The organism is Sphaerisporangium corydalis (genome assembly GCF_025506355.1).
Taxonomy (GTDB): domain Bacteria; phylum Actinomycetota; class Actinomycetes; order Streptosporangiales; family Streptosporangiaceae; genus Sphaerisporangium; species Sphaerisporangium corydalis.
The window spans coordinates 1-17,852 of sequence record NZ_JANZYP010000059.1 but is presented as its reverse complement, the minus strand read 5'-3'; the positions used below and the strand labels follow the sequence as shown (position 1 = coordinate 17,852).

Annotated in this window: 14 protein-coding genes, 1 tRNA gene and 1 pseudogene; 6 read left to right on the top strand and 10 right to left on the bottom strand. The window is 71.1% G+C overall.

Annotated features, from left to right (window positions below; translation table 11 throughout):
- Positions 1-260: 260 nt before the first annotated feature.
- Both NYZ98_RS31250 and NYZ98_RS31245 read right to left on the bottom strand, forming a co-directional pair.
- The gene (locus NYZ98_RS31250) at positions 261-914 is read right to left on the bottom strand and encodes a hypothetical protein (protein ID WP_262847180.1); all 654 of its coding nucleotides are present in this window, start codon (positions 912-914) and stop codon (positions 261-263) included.
- Between the two features lie 235 nt (positions 915-1,149).
- Positions 1,150-2,448: a M20/M25/M40 family metallo-hydrolase gene (locus NYZ98_RS31245; RefSeq protein ID WP_262847179.1), complete on the bottom strand. Its 1,299-nt coding sequence runs from the start codon at positions 2,446-2,448 to the stop codon at positions 1,150-1,152.
- A gap of 495 nt (positions 2,449-2,943) precedes the next feature.
- Here NYZ98_RS31245 and NYZ98_RS31240 point away from each other — a divergent pair.
- Positions 2,944-3,032: transfer RNA gene (locus NYZ98_RS31240), tRNA-Leu, on the top strand.
- A gap of 456 nt (positions 3,033-3,488) precedes the next feature.
- Here NYZ98_RS31240 and NYZ98_RS31235 read toward each other — a convergent pair.
- Positions 3,489-3,935 carry a hypothetical protein gene (locus NYZ98_RS31235; protein ID WP_262847178.1) on the bottom strand — a complete coding sequence of 149 codons (447 nt, stop codon included), beginning with the start codon at positions 3,933-3,935 and terminating at the stop codon, positions 3,489-3,491.
- Between the two features lie 226 nt (positions 3,936-4,161).
- Between NYZ98_RS31235 and NYZ98_RS31230 the strand changes: the two genes are divergently transcribed.
- The 3 genes from NYZ98_RS31230 to NYZ98_RS31220 all read left to right on the top strand — a co-directional run bounded on the left by NYZ98_RS31230 (position 4,162) and on the right by NYZ98_RS31220 (position 8,884).
- The gene (locus tag NYZ98_RS31230; RefSeq protein WP_262847177.1) at positions 4,162-7,968 is read left to right on the top strand and encodes an nSTAND1 domain-containing NTPase; all 3,807 of its coding nucleotides are present in this window, start codon (positions 4,162-4,164) and stop codon (positions 7,966-7,968) included.
- Positions 7,969-8,228: 260 nt separating this feature from the next.
- The gene (locus NYZ98_RS31225; protein WP_262847176.1) at positions 8,229-8,444 is read left to right on the top strand and encodes a hypothetical protein; all 216 of its coding nucleotides are present in this window, start codon (positions 8,229-8,231) and stop codon (positions 8,442-8,444) included.
- Positions 8,445-8,557: 113 nt separating this feature from the next.
- On the top strand, positions 8,558-8,884 hold the full coding sequence (locus tag NYZ98_RS31220; protein WP_262847175.1) for a hypothetical protein: 327 nt from the start codon (positions 8,558-8,560) through the stop codon (positions 8,882-8,884).
- On the opposite strand, the gene NYZ98_RS31215 is transcribed toward NYZ98_RS31220, so the two are convergent.
- Positions 8,854-12,867, bottom strand: a complete 4,014-nt coding sequence (locus NYZ98_RS31215) for an nSTAND1 domain-containing NTPase (RefSeq protein WP_262847174.1) — start codon at positions 12,865-12,867, stop codon at positions 8,854-8,856. The two genes, NYZ98_RS31220 and NYZ98_RS31215, sit on opposite strands and share 31 nt — an antisense overlap.
- Positions 12,868-13,048: 181 nt before the next feature.
- On the opposite strand from NYZ98_RS31215, the gene NYZ98_RS31210 reads away from it, so the two are divergent.
- Positions 13,049-13,237 (top strand): hypothetical protein, encoded by a 189-nt coding sequence (locus NYZ98_RS31210; RefSeq protein WP_262847173.1) that lies wholly within the window; start codon positions 13,049-13,051, stop codon positions 13,235-13,237.
- 426 nt (positions 13,238-13,663) lie between these two features.
- On the opposite strand, the gene NYZ98_RS31205 is transcribed toward NYZ98_RS31210, so the two are convergent.
- The 5 genes from NYZ98_RS31205 to NYZ98_RS31185 form a co-directional block, all read right to left on the bottom strand.
- A complete protein-coding gene (locus NYZ98_RS31205) occupies positions 13,664-14,416 on the bottom strand; it encodes a GAF and ANTAR domain-containing protein (RefSeq protein WP_262847172.1) in 753 nt (250 codons plus the stop codon).
- 119 nt (positions 14,417-14,535) lie between these two features.
- Positions 14,536-15,315, bottom strand: a complete 780-nt coding sequence (locus NYZ98_RS31200; RefSeq protein ID WP_262847171.1) for a GAF and ANTAR domain-containing protein — start codon at positions 15,313-15,315, stop codon at positions 14,536-14,538.
- Positions 15,316-15,403: 88 nt separating this feature from the next.
- Positions 15,404-15,838: an STAS domain-containing protein gene (locus tag NYZ98_RS31195; RefSeq protein WP_262847170.1), complete on the bottom strand. Its 435-nt coding sequence runs from the start codon at positions 15,836-15,838 to the stop codon at positions 15,404-15,406.
- A 271-nt stretch (positions 15,839-16,109) separates the two neighbouring features.
- Positions 16,110-17,015, bottom strand: a complete 906-nt coding sequence (locus tag NYZ98_RS31190; protein WP_262847169.1) for a LysR family transcriptional regulator — start codon at positions 17,013-17,015, stop codon at positions 16,110-16,112.
- Between the two features lie 350 nt (positions 17,016-17,365).
- On the bottom strand, positions 17,366-17,533 hold the full coding sequence (locus NYZ98_RS31185; protein ID WP_262847168.1) for a serine/threonine-protein phosphatase: 168 nt from the start codon (positions 17,531-17,533) through the stop codon (positions 17,366-17,368).
- A 3-nt stretch (positions 17,534-17,536) separates the two neighbouring features.
- On the opposite strand from NYZ98_RS31185, the pseudogene NYZ98_RS31180 reads away from it, so the two are divergent.
- Positions 17,537-17,725: pseudogene (locus NYZ98_RS31180) on the top strand (AAA family ATPase); the annotation flags it as partial.
- Here NYZ98_RS31180 and NYZ98_RS31175 read toward each other — a convergent pair.
- Positions 17,721-17,852 (bottom strand): integrase core domain-containing protein (locus NYZ98_RS31175; protein ID WP_262840876.1); only part of this gene is annotated, 132 nt, incomplete at its 5' end. The pseudogene NYZ98_RS31180 and the gene NYZ98_RS31175 overlap by 5 nt on opposite strands.

Below are 17,852 nucleotides of genomic sequence, written 5' to 3'. Positions count from 1 at the left end.
GGAGCCCTTCGCCCACGTTCGCATAACAGATCGCTCCTTGGTTCTTTGGGGGGAGTTCCTGACAGACCGCGAAAAGCGCAGGGCGATGCCACGTGAGAGGCCGCACAGCCGCACAGTGGAAAGCCCGAGGTCATCGCGGGACTAGGAAATGACGTGTCACCCGCGGGTACGTACCGGTCACTCCGGGGACGAGGAGATCGACGGCACGCTCCGCACCGGCCGTGACAGCTCGAACAGGTCAGGGCCGGACGGGAGCGGGATCAGTCGGGAGAGAAAGAGGGGTCGTCCGCGGCTGTGCGGACGACGGGGGCAGGCACGCGCGCCAGGAGAGCGGGCGCGACCATGAGCCGCGGGTCGGGAACGGACCTCGCGACATCCCCGAGACCCGGCCCGGACGGGCCGGAGCCGCCACCTCGGGGCACGAAGCCATTGGCCCCGGCCGAGTGGTCGGCTGTGGATGGTTCAGGAAGGGCGGGCTTCGACTGGCTGGTGAGCCCGTCGACCGTCCGCCCCGCCATCGCCCCGGCATCCGCCAGGGCACTGTCGCTCACCGTGGGGAAACCGCCGGCCAAGGCCGACCCGGCAGCGACGTGAGGAGCCGTGGAGGTGGCATGCCGGCCCGCCCCTGTCCGGGCGGCCTCGGTATCGACCACATCCGCGACCCGGCCGACCCGGCCGATCCGGTCAATCTGACCGACCGGACTGGCTCGATGGATCTGACTGGTATGACCGACGGCTTCGGCTCCCGCAACGGTCTCGGCGGTGGCCACATGGTCCGTGCGGACATGGGCATCGGCGGCCGCGGGGGCGGCGCCGAAGAGAGCCGAGACGATGCCCAGGAGCCAGCCGACGGCCACGAGACCACCGATGGCCAGCAGACGACCGAACCGGGGGCCGGCCACGAACCGTGCCATCCGGCCCTCCCGCGCCCTGATCGTCTGAGTCGGCTCGTCCGAAGCGGTCACGGGCACGCACGCGGCGACGACGGGCGACTCAGCCCTTCGCCGCCCCATCGGCGTGCGTGCCACGTGACCTCCCCGAACTCCGCGATCGACCCCGCTCACGCTGGGCCGATCATGGCGCAACTCCTCAACGGAAAGTTACCGTAGCAGCACCGGGAGTGATGGCAATGGTTTTTTCAAGAAGACGTCAGCAGGCGCCCAGGAAGCGGTCAAGTACCCGCACCCCGAACTTCAGCGAATCCACCGGAACCCGCTCATCTATCCCGTGGAACATCCCGGAGAAATCCAGGTCGGCGGGCAGCCGCAGCGGCGCGAACCCGAACCCGCGGATGCCGAGACGGCTGAACGCCTTGAGGTCGGTGCCGCCGGAGAGCGTGTACGGCACGGCCCGCGCCCCGGGATCCTCAGCGTTGAGCGCCTCGGCCATGGCACGCACGAGCGAGCCGTCGAACGCGGTCTCGACGGCGATGTCGTGGTAGATGAACTCCCTGGTCACATTGGGCCCGAGCAGCTCGTCGAGGGTGGTGAAGAACTCGTCCTCGTACCCGGGCAGGAAGCGGCCGTCCACATGCGCGGTGGCGGTCTGCGGGATCACGTTGGCCTTGTACCCGGCGTCCAGCATGGTCGGGTTGGCCGTGTTCCGCAGCGTGGCGCCGATCATGCGGGCCAGCGGGCCCAGCTTCGCGACCGCGGCCTCGGCGTCGTCCGCCTCCAGCTCGATCTCGAAGGCCTCCTGGAAGAAGGCGCGCACCGTGGGCGTCAGCCGCACCGGCCACTCGTACCGCCCGATGCGTGCGACGGCCTCGGCCAGCTCGGTGACCGCGTTCTCGCTGTTCAGCATCGAGCCGTGCCCCGCGCGCCCGGCGGCCGTGAGCCTCATCCAGGCGATGCCCTTCTCCGCCGCCTCGATGAGATAGAGCCGCTTGGCCTCGCCGACGGAGACGCTGAAGCCGCCCACCTCGCCGATCGCCTCGGTGCACCCCTCGAAGAGATCCTTGTGCTCGGTCGCCAGCCACTGCGCACCGTAGTGGCCGCCGGCCTCCTCGTCCGCCGTGAACGCCAGCACCACGTCCCTCGGCGGCCTGCGGCCCTCGCTCAGCCGCTGCCGCACGACCGCGAGGATCATGGCGTCCATGTTCTTCATGTCCACGGCCCCGCGACCCCAGACGCACCCGTCGGCGATCTCCCCGCTCAACGGGTGATGGGTCCAGTCACCGGCGTCGAAGGGGACCACGTCGAGGTGCCCGTGAAGCAGCAGGGCCTCCCGGCTCGGATCCTCGCCCTCGATGCGGGCGATCACGTTGGCCCGCTTGCTGTCGCTCTCCAGGATCCGCGGCTCCAGCCCCACCTCGGCCAGCTTGCCCGCGACGTACTCCGCCGCGACCCGTTCCCCCGGGCCCGCGTTGTCCCCTGCGTTTCTCGAATCGATCCGGATCAGGTCGCGGCACAGCCCGACGACCTCGTCCTCACCGTTGAACGCGGTCATACGTGCTCCTTCACTCAGTACGTCCCACCACTCCACACCGGTCGCCCAACCGCACCCGGCCACAACCTGCACCACACCGGCCACAACTTGCGCTACACCAGGCACAACCTGCGCAGCGCCGGCCACGACTTGCGCTACACCGGGCACAACCTGCGCCGCACCCGGGCCGAACCTGCGCTGCGTACCCGACACCCGCCCTCAGATACGCCCCAACCGCCCGCACATGGGTACGACCCAACGCCCGCACGTGGATATGACAGTAGATATGACCCGACAGTAGATATGACCCAACGCCTACCATCCTCCCGCCCAACCCCCGAACCAGCACCCACCCACCCCCACCAGAACCCACAGGCGAACCCACAGCGGAGGCCACCGCCCTCCCGCCCCCCGGACTCCCGCACCCCAGCCGGAATCCCGGTATGACGCAGTGCCCGGAGTTTGCTAACCTAGTGCAGCCGACGCGGGGAGACGTTCTCACGTGCAGGCACCACTGTCCGGGTGGCGGAATAGGCAGACGCGCTAGCTTGAGGTGCTAGTGCCCTTTACGGGGCATGGGGGTTCAAGTCCCCCCTCGGACACCAACCAAATCCCAATGGGATGCCGCTGGCGGTGCGGGATCGAGGTTCAACTCGGCCCGCACCTTCTTGGTTTCAGGGTCGAAGGTGGCACGCAGGCCCATGGCCCTGCGCTCGCTCACCCTGGGTCTGCGTGATCCACCCCGACACCACAGCGGGCTCCCCACCGGCATCCAGGGTCGCCTTGTACCGTGCGATCTTTCGATCACAGTCAGCGACCCTGCGACTCGCCTCTTCGGCCATGGAGGAGTCACGGGCCCGATCATCCACGACCGATGCCAGCGCCTCGATGGTGGAGCGAAGACGCTGGGGGGTGAATTCTCCGGCCAGCCATCGATCCATACGGGCGTAAGGCTGGGGCTCCGTCCGCGGACCATTCCCGCAGGCGCGGATCCGGCCATGGTCGCATCGCTACTGTCCCCAGCCGAAACCACGCTCTGGCCGCTCGACACATGCACCCTGTCAGGAGCAGGCGGGGTCGTCGGTCGTCACGCTGCCGAAGCGGGCGATCGGGAGTTTGGCGTGGATCGTGAAGCAGCCGCCCTGGTCGGAGGCCGCCTTCAGGTGCGGTAGCGCCCTCTGGTACGGGATGGCGAGGGCTGCCTCGCAGGCCAAGCCGTACACGAAGGGGAGACGGAAGCAGATCAGGTCCGCGGCCAGGCCCGCCGACCAGCCGTGTGCGTCGAGGGAGCGGGTGACGGAGCGAGTGGCTTCGGGGCGGAGGTAATACGTGCAGTTGATCCTGCTGACGCAGGTCTTGTTGAAGTAGCGGCCGGCCTTGAACTGGCCCGCTTCCGCAGCGGCGTGGGCGGGGGCCGCCTGGGCGGCCGCCAGGCAGGCGACGGTGAAGACGACGGCCAGGAGGCGGGCCGTAGGGCGTACGGCTCGGATCGGGTGGGACGTGGTCACTGGTGGCTCCTTCGAGGGTGGAGAGGGAGAACCTCTCTGCGAAACCGGGCTCGGGGAGCTCGGTGACCACGACGGTCGCAGTGCGGCTCGGTGTCCGGCGACCCCGCTCGGACACATGCGGGGAAACCCTCCGCAATCGGCTGCTCACGACCTACGCTTGGCAGGGTGTTCCGTGTCCGGCGGCTTCGGACACCTGCTATGAGCGGCGCTGAACGGAGACTCGTTGGTGGAGAACGCCACAGCGCGCTTCGCCGGTCGGCTGCTCGACCTGAGGAAGGCCGCGGGGCTCTCGGTGCGCGGGCTGATGATCGCCAGCGGGCAGACGCCGCGGCGGCGGCCCGGTGAGGAACCGACGCGGCTGGCCAGAAGCACGGTCGGCGACATGACCAACCCCACCAGTGACACGGTGCCGGAGCGGGTCAACTTCGAGGTCTTCGTCGACACCTGCCTGCGGGTGGCGGCCCAGTCCGGACGCCCGCTGCCGCCCGGTCTGGTTGACCTGGGAGCCTGGGACGCGGCGTACCTGGCTCTGCGCGAGGAGAGGGACCTGGCGCGCGCCGCCTCCAAAGGCGTCTCGAGACGCGGCTCCGGACGTACGGCCGGACGGGCGGAGGCGGTGCCGCCGTACCGGGGGCTGGAACCCTACGGCGCTGCGGACGCTCGGTACTTCTTCGGGCGGGGGGAGCTCGTCGGGAACCTGCTCGACCGGGTCGGCGGCGGCGGACTGCTCGTGGTCACCGGGGCCTCGGGCGCGGGGAAGTCCTCGCTGCTGCGAGCCGGGCTGGTGCCGGCGCTCGCCCGTACCGGAACCCGCGAGGTGGTGATCATGGAGCCGGGCACCGAACCGGGCGCGACTTTGCGACGTCTGCTGGGGGCGGCGGACGCCGAGCCGCTCGCGGAGGCCGCCCGGCGCGCGTGGCGCGGGCGCGTGGTCGTCGTGGACCAGTTCGAGGAGGTCTTCAGCGCGGGGGACGGATCGCCGCGCGCCTTACTCGACGTACTGGCGGGGCTGGCGGAGGACGGGGGCGCTCGGGCGGTCGTGCTCGGGGTGCGCGCCGACTTCTTCGGACAGTGCGCGGCCTGGCCCGAACTGGTGCCGGCGCTCGAACGGCCGGTGGTCGTGGTCCCGATGGAGCGGCGCCGCCTGCTGGAGGTCATCGAAGGGCCGGCCAAAGTCGCCGGGCTCACCCTGCAGGACGGGCTGGCCGACCTGCTGCTGGAGGACCTGCGCAGCGACCGCGACCACGCCGAGGCGGTCGGGGCGCTCCCGCTGCTGTCGCACGCGCTGCTCCAGACGTGGCACCACCGGCAGGACGGCACGCTGACCTTCGCGGGCTACCGGGCCACCGGCGGCATCACCCGATCGCTGGCGCAGAGCGCCGACGCGGCGGTCGACGGGCTGGACCTGGACGCGCGGCGCGCCGCCCGCGGGCTGCTGACGCGGCTGGTCCATTTGGGCACCGACGCTCCGGACACCGCGCGGCGGCTGCCGGTGTCCGAGGCGATCCCCGGCGGGCCCGAAGGCGAACCGTCCCGGCGGGCGCTCAGCCATCTCGTCCAGGCGAGGCTGCTGACCGTCGACGACCAGAACGCGCAGATCACTCACGAGGCCCTCATCCGGGGCTGGCCACGGCTGCGCATCTGGCTGGAGGAGGACCGCGCGGACCTGCTGATCCGCCAGCGGCTCATGTCCGACGCCCTCGACTGGGAGCGCAGCGGCCGGGACCCCGCATATTTGTACTCGGGTACCCGCCTGGCAAACGCCCTAGCGTTGGAGCGGGTCGGGGGCGTGCCGGCCGAGTTCCTCGCGTCGGCGGAGCGGGCGGCGGCGCGGGTCGTCCGGCGGCGCCGCACGACCACGACGATTCTTACCGTATCGCTGGTGATCTCGGTGATCGCCGCGATCGCGGCGGTCATCCTCTTCGGCGACGCCAGGACGCAGGCGGCGATCGCCCTGTCGGGGCAGGTGGCGGGGCAGAGCAGGAACGCCTCCGAGATCGACCCGGCCACCGCGCTGCGTCTGGCCGCCACCGCCTGGCGGATCGCGCCGACCGACGAGGCGAGGCAGGCCATGCTGAACGCGCTCGCCGACCCGGCGCGGCACGTCCTGGTCGGGCACACGTACTGGGTGCGCGCCGTCGCCTACTCCCCGGACGGCCGGACGCTGGCCACGGCAAGCCAGGACGGCACGGTCCGGTTGTGGGACACCGGCACCTACGAACAGCGCGGCCGCGCCCTGTCCGGTCACGGCAAGAGCGTGACCTCAGTGGTGTTCAGCCGGAACGGCACGACCCTGGCGACCGGGAGCGAGGACGGCACCGCCCGGTTGTGGGAGGTGGCGAACGGCAGAGAGCTCGGCCCACCGATCGGCGTACGATCGGCCACGATCGAATCGGTCGCGCTGAGCGCCGACGGCGCGACCCTGGCCACGGCCGCCGACGACGGCGCGGTCCGGCTTTGGGGGGTCGCCGACCGGCGCGAACTCGCCTCGCTCGTCAGCGAGGGCCAGGTGTTCTCCGCCGTCGCCTTCAGCGGCGATGGCAAGGTCCTGGCGGCGGGCGGCTCCGACGGCGTCCACCTGTGGGACGCGGCCACCCACCACGACATCGCCCGCATTCCCATCGCGTCCAACGACCACGTGAAGGCCGTGGCCTTCAGCCCGGACGGCACGCTCCTGGCCACCGCCCATCACGACGGCACCGCCCGCCTGTGGAACGTCGGCACCCGCGGCGAGGTCGCGCGACTCCGCGGGCACAGTCAAGAGGTCAACGCCGTGGCCTTCAGCCCGGACGGCACCCTCCTGGCGACCGGAAGCCTCGACAAGCAGGCCCGCCTGTGGGACGTCGGCACGGGCTTCGAAGTCGGCCAGCCCCTCAACGGGCACGTCGACCAGGTCTTCGGCGTGGCGTTCGGCCCTGACGGGCGGACTCTGGCCACGGCCGGCGCCGACCAGGTGACCCGGATCTGGGACATCTCCGTGCGACGGCAGCTCGGCACCGCCTTCGGCGACGGTGAGGTGCCGGTGAACGACCTGGCGTTCACGCCGGACGGCGCCACGCTGGTCAGCGCCGGATACGACGGCAGGGTCGGCCTGTGGGACGCGGCCACCCGGAAGCCGATCCGGGCGCCGTACGAGCTGCCCTGGGAGATCAACGGTGTGGACATCAGCGACGACGGCCGGCTCCTGGCCGCCGGCTCGGGGCAACGCCAATGGACGCTGGAAAGCGGGTGGGCCCCCGGCAACGGACACGGAGAGGCCCGGCTGTGGGACCTCGCCAGCGGCGCGCAGATCGGTGGGCCACTGGCCGCGGACGGGGCCGTGATCGCCTCCGTCGCCTTCAGCCCCGACGGGCGGAAGCTGGTGACGGGCGGATTCGACGGACTCGTTCACACCTGGGACACGCGAACCCTTGACGAGACCGGCCCGCCGTACGCCGGTCACAAGGGGTGGGTGAAGGCCGTGGCGTACAGCCCGGATGGGAAGACGCTCGCCACCATCGCGACCGACAACATGATTCTTTTCTGGTCGACCGCCACCCGCCGGCCGCTCGGGCCGCCCGTCAGCGGGCACCACAACTGGGGGAAGAGCGCGGCCTTCAGCCCGGACGGCGCCATCCTCGCCACGGTCGCCGACGATCGCACGGCGCGGCTGTGGGACGTGGCCGCCCGGCGGCAGATGGGCCGAACCCTGCTGGGTCACCAGGCACCCTACCTCAACGACGTCGCCTTCAGCCCGGACGGCAAGGTTCTCGCCACGTCGGGAGAGGATCGGACGGTCCGGCTCTGGGACGTCGCTACCCAGCTCCAGATCGGGCCGCCCCTGGTGCACCCCGAGCCGGTCAGAGGGGTGACATTCAGCCGTGACGGCAGCACGCTGGCCACCGGCGACGCCATGGGCAGGATCAGGCTGTGGGACGTACGGCCGGTCGCCGACCCGTTCGCGTCGGTCTGCGCGGCCGCGGGGCGCTCGCTGACCAAGGACGAGTGGCCCAGATATCTGCCTGCCAGGCAGGGTTATCTGAAGGTCTGCTGATCATCGAGGGCTGGTCTTCCCAGGCGATCCTGAAGAAGCTGGCCGTCGAGTAGGAACGGCCTCCTCGGAGGCCGTCCCTAGCCGAAACCGCGCTCTGGGCCGCTCGACACACGCACCCTGCGTGACCTGGGACGACGGCCCCGGAATGTACCTCATTGCAGCACTCCTACCGACAGGCCGAATACCTGTCAAGCAGGCCACCGCCGCCCTTGACCCACACGGCATCGGCTGGAGGCAGGCCCGTCGTCGTCACCGAAGACATGCTCCACACGGTCCTGCGGCGCCGTGCTGCCGGCGAGCGAGTCCAGGACATCCGCATGGACCTGATCATCCCCACCGGCAGGCGCAAGGGTGGGAATCCGTCGCTGGCCAGCCTCTACCGGGCGCTCGCCGACTACGACAAGACCCAAGCCCATCCCGAGGTGGTGGAGCAGGCGCGCGCCGAGTTCGCCGAGCTACGCTCCGGCGCCCGCTGACCTCATTGCGGGTCGGTCAGGAGATCGAGGCGGCCCATCCCGCAGGCGTCACCAGCACTTGCCCGGCCGAGATCCGCTCAAGCAACGGTCGTACGTCTTCGGGGCCAACGACGTTGTCCAGCACCAGCACCAGCAGCCAGCCGTACAACGGCTACGGTCTGGGCGGCGGTGAGCCTGGACGTTGCGGACAGGGCCCGCTGGACTTTGGCTGGCACCGCCTGGCTGCGGTTTCCATCCTGGGCCTCGCCTTCCTGATCGGCCCCGCCGCCCGCCGCCTGGCCGGCGAACACCAGCCGCTCACCGCGACCGAACGCCGGCAGATGACGACACGCGGGCTTGTTGGGACACGGAATTCACATTGCCTGTCACAACGCCGTCGCACGATCGCGGAGCTGGCGATGGCCTGCCGCTACCGGGAGGCCGGGCAGGTGGGCCGGTAGGGCGCATCCGGGATGCGCGGCCGCCATTCCTGCGGGCTTAATCCCCGGCCCGCGATGGCGCACACGGCGCCAAGAAGATCACGTGGAAGGGCGACGTCCCAGATCCGCACCGTCTCGTCGTCGCTGCCGCTGGCCAGGCGGGTCCCGTCGGGGGAGAACGCCACCGACGTCACCGCGCCGGTGTGGCCGGTCAGGGGGTTGCCGATCGGGGTGCCGGAGCGTGGATCCCAGATCCGCACCGTCCCGTCATCGCTGGCGGAGGCCAGGCGGGTCCCGTCGGGGGAGAACGCCACCGACACCACCGCGAGGGTGTGGCCGGTCAGGGGGTTGCCGACCGGGGTGCCGGAGCGTGGATCCCAGATCCGCACCGTCCCGTCGCTGCCGCTGGCCAGGCGGGTCCCGTCGGGGGAGAACGCCACCGACCACACCGCGCCGGTGTCAGTCAGGGGGTTGCCGATCGGGGTCCCGGTGCGGGGATCCCAGATCCGCACCGTCTTGTCGACACTGCCGCTGGCCAGGCGGGTCCCGTCGGGGGAGAACGCCACCGACCGCACCCCGTCGGTGTGGCCGGTCAGGGGGTTGCCGATCGGCGTGCCGGAGCGCGGATCCCAGATCCGCACCGTCCCGTCATCGCCGGCCGAGGCCAAACGGGTCCCGTCGGGGGAGAACGCCACCGACCACACCGCGAGGGTGTGGCCGGTCAGGGAGTTGCCGATCGGGGTGCCGGAGCGTGGATCCCAGATCCGCACCGTCCCGTCGTTGCCGGCGAAGGCCAGGCGGGTCCCGTCGGGGGAGAACGCCACCGACAACGCCCAGTCGGTGTGGCCGGTCAGGGGGTTGCCGATCGGGGTGCCGGTGCGCGGATCCCAGATTCGCACGGTCCCGTCGCCGCCCTTGCCGTCGCCGCCGCTACCGCTGGCCAGGCGGGTGCCGTCGGGGGAGAACGCCACCGACACCACCGCGCCGGTGTGGTCGGTCAGGGGGTTGCCGATCGGGGTGCCGGAGCGTGGATCCCAGATCCGCACCGTCCCGTCGTTGCCGGCCGAAGCCAGGCGGGTCCCGGCCGGGGAGAAGGCCACAGACCGCACCGCTTCGGTGTGGCCGGTCAGGGGGTTGCCGACCAGGGTGCCGGAGCGCGGATCCCAGATCCGCACCGTCCCGTCGTCGCTGCCGCTGGCCAAGCGGGTGCCGTCTGGGGAGAACGCCACCGACAACACCCGGTGGGTGTGGCCGGTCAGAGGTTTGCCGACCGGGGTGCCGGTGCGCGGATCCCAGATCCGCACCGTCCCGTCGTCGCTGCCGCTGGCCAAGCGGGTCCCGTCGGGGGAGAACGCCACCGAGTACACCACGCCGGTGTGGCCGGTCAGTGGGGCGCCGATCTGCTTGCCCGTGGCCGCATCCCAGATCCGCACCGTCTCGTCGACGCCGGCGGAGGCCAGGCGGGTCCTGTCTTGGGAGAACGCCACCGACGTGACCGCGCCGGTGTGGCCGGTCAGGACGGCGCGTTGGGGTCGGCTGAGCAGGGAGGCCATGCTTGCGGCGGCTTCGTCGGTTCGGGAGATCGACCAGGCGGCAGCGGCCAATCGTGCCGAGGTGGCGGGGTCGTCGGGAATGTCTTGGCTGTAGGCGGCTGCCTGCCGGGACACGAGCTGGGCGCTGCGGCTGAGCGCGCCCGCGCGCTGCTGGTCGGCGTCGCGGCCGAAACGAACCGCCATCACCGCGGTGACGACCGCGACCACCAGCAGCCCGGCCAGCACGCTGGCGGCTGCCTGCCAGCGGCGCCGGGTCCCGGTGGCGGCGCGAGCACCGGCGGCCAGGAAGGCCTCGGCGGCATCGGACAGACCCAAGCCCGGATGGCGGCCGGGATCGGCTCGCCAGTGTGCAGCCGCGTTCTGTGCGTCTTCCAGGCGCGATCCCCGATACAGGAACGAGGCATTGCGGCCCCGCCGGCTCCATTCGGCCACGTCATGGACAATCCGGCCGTGCAGGATCCGGTCCGCCTCATCAGCGGCAAGCCACGACCGCAGCCGGGGCCAGGCGGCCAGCAGCACATCATGGGCGAGTTCGACCGTCGCGGGCGGCCCGGCCGCCGAGAAGCCTTCCCCTGGCGGCAGCGACCCGATGGGCGGGCTCACAGGAATGGACCCTGTGCGGGAGCCCGGCTCAGCCGATCCGGTCGCCGACCCCGACCCCCATCCCGGCTCCGGGGACCGGCCGCTCGACCCGGCCGATGCCATGGTGGTCATGAGACGGGCACCAGTGAACGCCTCCACCACGCGGTGCACCTGGGCGGCGTGGTCGCGGTCGCCGGAGGCGGATCGATCCACCCCGGCCGGTTCGGTCAGTTGGTTCAGTTCGGTCAGCGGGACACGCCGGCGGCTGACCTGTCCGTCGGCTCCGGTGATCGTCAAGGCCAGCAGGACACGCTGCGCGGTCTGCCGCTGCCGGCCATCCAGCCGGGTGTAGGCCTCCTCGGCGGTGTCGGTGACCGCGGAGGCGACCCCACCCGCCCGATCGTAGGCGGCGTGGGTGAGCCGGCCGCCTTCGCGCTCGTCCCAGGTGCGGGCCGCCGCCATCGACAGCAGCGGCAACGCCCCCGCCGCCGACCCTGCAGGACCTCCGGACCCACCCGGCCCGGCGCCTCCGGCGCGCAGATGACCGGCCAGGTCACTGACGATCTGCTCGGCCAAACCGTCCTCTACGGCCAGCCCGGCGGCCGCCGCCGGCCCGGTGATCGCCCGGCGCAGTTCCTGCTCACTCATCGGACCGAGCACAAACGCCCGCTCCTCCAGCGCGCGGGCCAACACCGGGTAGGCGGCGCACCGGTCGATGAAGTCACCACGGACCGCGATCACCACGACCACCGCCGCGGACCGCAGCACCTGCCCGGTGAACCCCCGCTCCGCCAGACCCCCACCCGGCCCGGCCGACAGCTGAGCCTCAGCGCCGGAGTGGGCGGCGAGCGCCTCCAGCGCGGCGACGAACGCCTCAGCCTCTCCCCCGTCCCCCCGCTCCCCCAGATCGGCGGGCCGGCCCGTGCGCTCACCCGTGTGATCCGTGGTGGCCAGGGTGAACAGTTCCTCGAACTGGTCAACGACCACGACCAGCCGCAGCGGCCCTTGATCTGCTCTCCCCGGCGCCCCCTTGCCGGGGGCGCGGCGAATCCGTTCGGCTGCCAGGACCTGCCGGGCCCGCCGCACCACCGCCTGAGCGGGATCGGCACGCAACTCGGCCAGCACCTGGTCAGGGTCGGCGTTGCACCGCACCGCCAACTGCACCGCCAGCTCCTGCAACGGCCGCGCCCCCGGGGTGAAGGAGATCTGCGGCCAACCGGCCGTGCCATAAGCCGCCCCCGGCGCGCCGGGGGCCGCCGCGCTCAACTGGGGCAACAGCCCGGCCTGCAGCAGCGAGGACTTCCCGGCCCCCGACGCCCCGGTGACGATGATCGGCCCGCCGGCGGCGGGGACGGCCACCATGCTCAGCAACCGGGCGATGGCCTGGCCCCGGCCGTAGAACACCGCCGCCTGAGCTCGCCCGAACGGGGCCAGCCCCTGATACGGGCACCGCCCCGCCCAAGCCGCCGACCGCCTCACCGGCTCCGCCGTCCCGGGATCCGCTGTGCCGGGATCCACCGGCGTCCAAGCGCCGGGCAACCGCAGGGCCACCTCGGCCAGCTGCTCGTGGAACTCCAGCAGCAACGCGATCACCCACTGCCGCTGGGAGCGGTCGAAGCGGTGCTCGGCGTCCTGCCGCGACAAGGTCTGCTGAACCTGCAGCACCGATCCGTCCAGGCCACGCAGCAGCCGGCCGACCCCGGCCACCTGCCCCCCAAGGCCGGCGAAAGCGGCCATCAGCTCCCGCAACAACTGCTGCTGCCCGCCGGCCACGATCTCACCGACCACCACAGCGGTCGCCTCGATCCGCTCCAGTACCAACACCAGCACGCCGGCCAGCACCTCGGCCTGCTCATCCTGGGCCGCCAAGACCCTCTCAATCCGGGCGGCGATCTCCTCACCCACCCGTTCGGCAAAAACCGCGCCACCCACATCCCGCCCGCCTCCGCCCCCGGCCCCGGCATCGGGACCAGGCTCGGCGTCCGGATCGGTCGACCCCGGGTCCGCAGGGAAGCGCATACGGGCCCGGGCGGCGGCCAAGGACTCGCTGATGAGGCCGGCCAGCACATTGCCCCCCACCGAACCCACCACGGTCAACCCGGCCGCCACCGCCGGCAGCCCCGGCTCGGCCAGCGCGATCGGGACCAGCGCGCTGACGCACAACCCCACCAGCATCGCTCGCGGGCTCCCCCAGGCCGCGCCCCGCACCGACACCGCGGCGGCATGGCGGATCCACTGACGCACCCCGTCCTGAGCAGCGGCGATCGGCACCTCCGTAGCCGCCCCGGACCGGTCACCCGGCGGCAAGGACGGCTCACCCTCATCCGGTCCGCTCATCTGGCAACTCCCACCACCGCCACCATCCACACCCATGACCCGCACAGGCCACGACGGAACTGGAGGATCCATGAACTTATCGGTCACAGACCGGCGATCGCTACGACCCGTGCCCATCCGGTTTCACACCGGCGCTACGGAGAGAATGCGCCCTGGTCAAGACCTATATCCGGCCCCTCGATGAAGAGGGGCGGTTGCTGGACCCGCAGGAGAGCAGAGGCAGCGTGCCGTGTGCGTCGACGGATCCTCTCGACGGGCCGCTGCTCCTTCGGGAGGCCCGATACCAACAGATCGGGTTCCAGAACCGGGTCGCGGAGGTTGTGGGCGCTCAGGTGCGGGGCTCGTCCTCACGCGTGCGGTTCTGGGCGTGCAGCAGGTCGACCAGGAGCAGATCCTGCTCGATCACGTGGGCGGCCACCACTGCGAGCCGCTGGTTGGTGTTGCGGGCATGGGCCCGCATGCGGATGAAAGCTTCGGCCACGCTGATCTGGGCGCGTTCGGACAGCATGCCCTTGGCCTGCTCGATGAGGACGCGGTTGTTGAGCGCATACTGCAGCTGCTCGGTGACCAGCTCGTGGTGGCGCAGGGTACGTTCGTGGGTGATGCCGATGGTGGCCACGTCGGCCAGGGCCTGGGCGACGTCGCTGGTGTCGGCCGATGGCGCCCCTGGAGTATGGCTGAACAGGTTCATCGCCCCCAGCGTCTGGTCGCGCAGCCGCAGCGGGAAAGCCTGGACCGCGGCATAGCCATCGCGCCGGGCGGCCTCGGCGAAGCGCGGCCACCGCTGCGGCTCGGCCATCAGGTCGGCGCAGGTGACGATCTGCCCAGTGTGGAAGCAGTCCAGACAGGGGCCTTGTTCGGTCTGCAGCTGGAACAGCTCCAGCAGCCGCACCTGGTCACTGGAGGCGGCCACCAGCGTCAGCGAACCGCGCGCGTCAGCCAGCAGAATGCCGGAGGCGTCGACATCCAGCAGCTCCACGCACCGCTCGGCGAGCATCTGCAGGAAGTCGATGACATCGAAGCCGACCACCAGGGTGTCGGCGAGCTCGACGAAGGTCTGGACGGTCTTGCGGTCGAGCATCGGCCTCACCTCGGGTAATTAAGCATGACATACCGTCCCAAGACCGTCCCGGGAACGAGGGCCAGGACGGGGATCTGGGTAGCGGAGATAGCGACGGGAATGGCCAGCGGTGCGGTGTCTCATCGGGGCTCCGCCGGGAAGCGCAGGCGCCGGGCAATGACGTCGGCGGCGACCTGCCGCAGGCTGCGATCGACGGCGAAGGCGTGGGCGCGCAGCCGGAGGAACGCGGTGCGCAGGTCGACGCCCGCCTGGACGGCAATGATGCCGGTGGCTTGGTGGACCTGAGCCCAGCGTTCGACGGTGCCGTAGTCCCGATGCGGCCCGTCGACAGGGACGCCGTCGATGACGGTGTCGTCGATCCGGCTGCCATGGGTGGCGGGCGTGCCGTCAGGCTCCTGGTCTGCGTTGTGCTGGATATGCACTAGCAGGGCGATGTCGGCGAAGGTGAGCGCGTCGGCCAGATCCTCGGGGCTCAGCCAGCCCGCGTCCGCCCGGCTGATCTCCAGCACGCCGACCGAGATCGCCCCCAGCATCATCGGCAGGGCGAACAGGGCCTGGGCTCCGGTTTCGAGAGCGGCGGGGGCGAGCAGCGGCCAGCGACGCAGTGCGTCGGCCTCGGCCAGATCAGGCACCAGGATGGGCCGCTGATCGGTCAGGGCGGTGATGGCAGGGCCTTCGCCGAGGGTGGCGTGAGCCTCCATCACCTGGTAGGCGGCAGGGCCGCTGGCACACAATGGCTCATAGCCCAGGGGCGTGCCGGTCAGGGCGACCGCGACTCCGTGGGCGCGCAGCGCCCACGCGCAGGTGTGGCACACCGTCTCGATGCTCACCGGCCTGCGCTGAGCGTGGGCCTCGGCAATGATCGATTCCCACACCGCGGTCGGGCGCCGCGTGCTCATCAACCCTCACCGTCTAAGCCCAAGTGCCGCTCGCCGGGCAGGTGCCGACTGATCCGCATGAGGCTGAGCTTCATCCAAGCACACCGGCTTACCGCCCGGTCCGGCCCAGGCTGACCGGATGGCCCGATTCGGTCTCCACGCCCGATGGCCGCTCCCCGGCGGAACAGGGCGAGATGCGCTCGCGTTCAGCGGCCAGGACGTAGGTGAACGGCGCGTCGGTGACCACCTGTGTGCGCACCCCCAGCAGATCCACCAGGCGAGACACGGGACGGTGAATGCCGCGCAGCCCGAACCAGCCGCCAGCCTCGAAGCAGCGGTGGGAGTTGAGCAGCATCAGCCGCAGTCCAGCGCTGTCGCAGAAGCTCAACTCGGCCACGTCCAGGATGACGCGCTGGTGCCCTTCGGCGCGCAACCGGTCTAAAGCACGCTCCAGTTGCGGGCGGGACAAGGCGTCAAGCTCGCCCGCCACCGACAGGACGCTACAGCCCCGATCGTGAACGGCACGGATGACAAGGGGGGTCATGTCGCCCACTTTCAGCAGGCATCACATGAAGATCCGACGCGAGCGCGGCCGACCCGCCGGTAGAGGTCCGCAGACGCTTCTATCGGCAGGGCTACACGCTCACATCAACCTCGGCACCGCGGGGTCAAGACGGCACGAAGATCGCAAAACGCGCAATCCCCAGATGGTGCGAAGGATGAAGAGGGGAAGGATCCTCTTCTCGTCTCTCAGCCTAGGTCCAGCCGGCGTCAGAGCCAAGCGCGCACCCGAGTTAGGCGGTGGAGGCGGGAGCTCACGCCGCCACCCGGTCGCCGGTTCGCAGCCAGCCCAGCGCGCGGGCCAGGATGCGCGCACAGTCCACGACGGCCTTCAGATGGGGCGATTGGTCGTCGGCGCGCCACAGGATCGACCAGGGGTAGAGGTGAGCGGGTTCGACCAGGGGCCGCCAAGTGGTGGCCGGTAGTGCAAGCGCGCAGGACATGGGGACGGCGTACAGGCAGCGGCCCCGGGCGACCAGCCCGGCCGCGCCGCGGACGCTCTGCACGGTGCCCTCGTAGAGAGTGGGGATGACGCCGGCGTCCCGGCACATGCCTGCAATGACCTGGTTGAACTCCGGTGCCTGTGATGCGGTGGCCATCAGCAGGGGTTCGCGGGCCAGCAGGGCCACGGGCACGGCTTGCCGGGCCGCCAGTCGGTGGCCTTCGGGCAACAGGAGGCCCACCGGGTCCTGGCGCACCAGGCGAGAGGCGATCTGGGGCGGCGCATGGGTGGCGGCGCCAATGCCGACGTCCAGGCGGCCGCCGGCCAGGAGGCGGTACTGCTCGGGTACACCCGCCTCGATCTGGTCGACGACCAAATCGGGGTGGCGGGCTTGGAGGTGGTGCAGGATCTGGGGCATGGAGTCGTGGTTGGCGTCGAGGATCCCGGCACGCAGCCGGACGGGTATGCCACGGGCTGCGGCGCGGGCCCGCTCCACGCGGTCCAGGATCTGGCGGGCCTCAGGCAGGAAGACCGCGCCGGCCGCGGTCAGGGACACGTGGTGGGTGCTGCGCTCCAGCAGGCGCACCCCCAATTCGCGTTCCAGTTGCTTGATACGCGCGCTCAGCGCGGACTGCACGATGTGCTCACGGGCGGCCGCTCGGCCGAAGTGCAGCTCCTCGGCCAGAGTGACGAAGTAGCGCAGCTGACGTAGCTCCATGGGGCCTCCTGCCCGGTGACTCACGGTGACGGGATCAGGTCCCCACGGTGGCGGGGGCCGGGCATCGCCGGGGTCAGGAGCGACGGGCTACCTCCGGCAACCGGCAGGAGGTGAACCTCGTCCATCCCCATGCCCCCGGGCAAGGCGGCCATGCCACTGAACGGTCAAGCTCTCAGGCCGACGGGCGGCCATGCCCCCGGCAGGCCGACGCCCTGAAGGCGTACGAGCGCGTGATGTCCGGGAAAGCCCTCTTCCAACACACGCCGCGCCTGGGGCTGTCCGCCTTTAGGGTCACGTACACGATGACCGTGCACGAATCACCCGATTCGTGCACGGGTAAAGGGAAACGGTCAGGGCGCGGGTGGGACGCGCAGGGTTAGCAGGGCTATGTCGTCGGCCGGGTCGTGGTCGCAGTGGGTCATGACCGCCTGGCTGAGGCGCTCGACGATGGCGGAGGCGTCGATGTCCCGGCATCCGGCCAGCAGGGCGCTCAGGCGTTGCTCGCCGAACAGGGTCATGTCCGCCGGCGGGTCGGCAGCTATTCGATGGGCATGGGGCGCCGACTCGGCCTGGCCGTCGCGTTGCTCGGCGACCCGCAGATCCTGATCCTGGACGAGCCAGTCAACGGCCTGGACCCGGAGGGGATCCGGTGGATCAGGACCTTCCTGCGCGAGCGCGCCGCGTCCGGCCGGACGGTCCTGCTGTCTAGCTGTACTGCCCTGTGAGGTTGGGTACGCGGCTGGCGGGTGGTTGGCCGTTGAGTGCGGTGTGGCCGCGGTGGTGATTGTAGGTGTGGAGCCAGCTGGGGAGTGCTTGGCGGCGTTCGGTCTCGGACTG